The organism is Ruminococcus sp. RTP21204st1_B2_RTP21204_210225 (assembly GCF_040914135.1).
GTDB lineage: Bacteria > Bacillota > Clostridia > Oscillospirales > Ruminococcaceae > Hominimerdicola > Hominimerdicola aceti.
Genome location: NZ_JBCPGA010000093.1, coordinates 1 through 3,009 on the forward strand (window position 1 = coordinate 1; position 3,009 = coordinate 3,009).

The following is a 3,009-nucleotide window of genomic DNA, read 5'->3' on the forward strand; positions in this document are numbered from 1 at the left end:
ATAAATTCCTTTTCTATGAGTTCGTATAGATCGCTCATAATCGGATAATCCTCGTTTTTCTGCGTACTGAAATCCGTGAAGTCATCAATACCGAATCTTGCGTACAGCTTCATCAGCATAATTTCTATCGTATCGACTTCGGCGTCACTAAAATCCTTGTACGCTCTGAAAAAGTCTTTCAAATAGCTGATGTGCTGACTTAAACGGGTTACTTTTCGGAATGTTTCAGGGCTGTCATCGGTTTCCTTTTCTTGATTTCCAAAGCGAGAATTTTCTGACCACGCTTTTGGCTCAAGCGGATTTATCATAAACTCACCCGACATCATATCAATGTAAGTGCCGCCAAGGTTATTGCACAGATCCTCATATTCGTGTTCAGGGTCTAAGCAAAGTATAGATTTGCCTGATTCACGCTGATTGCACAACAGCAGTTTCATAAGATAAGACTTGCCCTGACCGCTGTTGCCGAGTATAAGAATGTTGGAGTTTGTTTTGTCCTCAGTTCGCTTGTCAAAGTCAACAAGAATATTCGTGCCGTACTTATCTCTTCCAACATAAAAGCCGCTCTCATCGGTCTTGCCGCTGTAATTCAAGGGATAAAGATCAGCCACCGAGCTTGCAGGAAGAACACGTTCAAACTGACTTGCGAATACGTTATTGCCCGCAGGATGAACAGACAAGAATCCCTCTTTCTGCCGCAAAAGCAAACGGTCAACAGATATTTTGGAACGTGTCAGCTCCATTTGAACATCGGCCTGCAGTTCTTTCAGCTTATCCTCAGAGCTTGCTTTCAACTCAATAAACACAGCCGTATGCAGTAGCGGTTCTTTGTTTCGGCGAAGTTCTGAAAGCAGTTCAACCACATCGTCGATGTTGTTCTGAGCCTTGATACTCTCGTTTACATCATTAGTGGTGGTCATCATATGGTTCTTACGCATTGCCTGCTGAACGATTTTTCTCTGTTTCATACTCGTCACAAGGCGGTTGTAGATTCTTAGCGTTACGCCGTTTCTGTCGGCAAGGTGTGCGAGGATAGCCGTTTCCTCCGTACTCGGCGGATACTCCGTCAACGCCCAGCAGGACTTGTAGAAGTTTCCACAGATGTAGTGATCTGTGTAAAAGCGTATAATGCCTGGTGCAATGCGGTCAAAAAAGTCCTTTGTATCGATGATCTCAAGCTGTTCTTCTGACAGTTCTTTTTTCTTTTGCTTTCTACTTCTCATTAACAGTCACCTCCTGTTTTTCTAGATCAAATTCAGTTTCTCCCTCAATATCGGGGATCTCTTCGCCTGAAATACTTGTACCGAAAAACAAAGCAAGCATTCTTTTTATCTCAGGCTTTGACATTCTTCTTGCCGCAAATCCATGTTCGGAAATCGCTTTATCCACTCGGTTGATGGTGTTAAAGATCTGTTCGTCCTTTTCACGTTTGAACCTTAAAGCGAACACAAACTGTCTTGCAGAGGACATTTCAAGTTGGATCTCGTCAAGAAAATCAAAGTCTGCCTGCAGCAGTTTTCTGACCGCCTCGTTCTTCTCCGTCTGCAAACGCTTTTTCACATACATTTTGTTTGAGTCAAAACATTCGCAGGAGTCAAGAGCAAGTATCTCGAGATCAGGTATAGTGCTTAACAGCATCATAAGATGATGTATCTTCACGTCGATGTTAGCCGCAGACAGCACGGAAATATTGGTCGGCTCTACGCTGAAAAATGCTATCTCAGCCTTATCGGTTTTTACGCCGTATTTAGTAAAGCGTTCAAGACCGATAAGACCCTGAACGCTGTTTTTGCTTTTCTTCATTTAACTTTTCCTCCAAAAATATAATTGCTGCGAGGTCACAAAGAACTTTACAGCATTAAAAAGATAGTCCATTATCGACATTTCATCTGCTCTTACAGTCACAAAAGCATAGCAGGCTGTGACTGCAAAGGGGATAATGTTCCATAGATTCACAAGCACTATCACAGACAGTACTATCCCTGCACAGATAATGATAAGATCCCGAACGCTCCAAAACCACAGCTTTACGCTTGCTCTCAGGTTTTCGGGGTAGATGTAGGTTTTCATTTTGCTCCTCCTTTCAGCATACCAATAGCCTTAGCCCCCATAGAAACAGTATGGCTAACAGACATCATATTGACTCTCACACTGGTATCCAATCCGTACATCTGAGCTATCCTCGGCACTTCAGTAGCTGACAGGCAAATGCCCACTGCAATAAGAGGGTGTTGAGTGTAAGTCAGCAATCCAAGATAAAGTATCACAGTCTGCAAAAAGGCTGTAAGACAGGTCGCTATCACTTGTTTGCACCAACTTGAAAAGCCGTCTGTAAAGCCTCTGGGAATGCCTATCATATATATACTTCCCACTGCTATCTGACACAACATTATGCCACCTCGCTTGATGTTCGCAAACACGACCTTTACCGTGCAGTAACCGAAAAGTATGATAAAAAACAGGCTGAAAAGTGAAACGTCAGATGCAAGAACATACAGCACAGAAAGCCCCGAATCGGCTATAGTGCTGTATGTGTCAGACAAAAACACCCCAAGCAGATCATAGGAAAATGAACCCTGCAAAGCTATGCACAGCTCGTAAAGCCGCTGTGGGACTACCGCAAAGAGAGCCGCCGCCATAAAGCCTTTTATCACATTCACACAGGTCTGCCTGATGTTAGCCGCTCCCGACTCGTATGCCATAGCAGTGTCAAAAACCGCCATGACAAGACCGCAGACAAAAAGCATCCAACCGAGAGCCTGAAACAGACTGACAAAGGTCCTCACCCAGGCAAGAGAGAACAGATCGGTTGCCGACTGATCTATGAACATAAAAAGCTCTGCCACCGCACCGTAGACCTTGTTGAAAAGCCACTCGAACATAATGTCCCACACAACGTCGGATATTGCGTCTACCGCTCCGCCTATGGTGCTGTCCCACAGGCTTGATATCCCGTCGCCTATCCAGTCGATAGCGTCAGATATCCAATCAAACAAGCTTATCACCTCG

At 44.3% G+C, this 3,009-nt stretch carries 4 protein-coding genes; all 4 read right to left on the reverse strand.

The features are described from left to right. A partial coding sequence (locus tag AB5123_RS14055; protein ID WP_368364974.1) for a VirB4 family type IV secretion system protein occupies nt 1-1,223 on the reverse strand: 1,223 nt, incomplete at its 3' end. Continuing rightward, nucleotides 1,213-1,803 (reverse strand): hypothetical protein, encoded by a 591-nt coding sequence (locus AB5123_RS14060; RefSeq protein WP_117925517.1) that lies wholly within the window; start codon nt 1,801-1,803, stop codon nt 1,213-1,215. The genes AB5123_RS14055 and AB5123_RS14060, both read right to left, overlap by 11 nt. Beyond that, nucleotides 1,804-2,070 (reverse strand): hypothetical protein, encoded by a 267-nt coding sequence (locus tag AB5123_RS14065; protein WP_117925515.1) that lies wholly within the window; start codon nt 2,068-2,070, stop codon nt 1,804-1,806. Continuing rightward, nucleotides 2,067-3,009 (reverse strand): conjugal transfer protein TrbL family protein (locus AB5123_RS14070; protein ID WP_368364975.1); only part of this gene is annotated, 943 nt, incomplete at its 5' end. The genes AB5123_RS14065 and AB5123_RS14070, both read right to left, overlap by 4 nt.

What these genes read in the sequence shown, in the direction of transcription:
- AB5123_RS14060 (WP_117925517.1), bottom strand. Translation starts at nt 1,803, where the DNA reads ATGAAGAAAAGCAAAAACAGCGTTCAGGGTCTTATCGGTCTTGAACGC.
- AB5123_RS14065 (WP_117925515.1), bottom strand. Translation starts at nt 2,070, where the DNA reads ATGAAAACCTACATCTACCCCGAAAACCTGAGAGCAAGCGTAAAGCTG.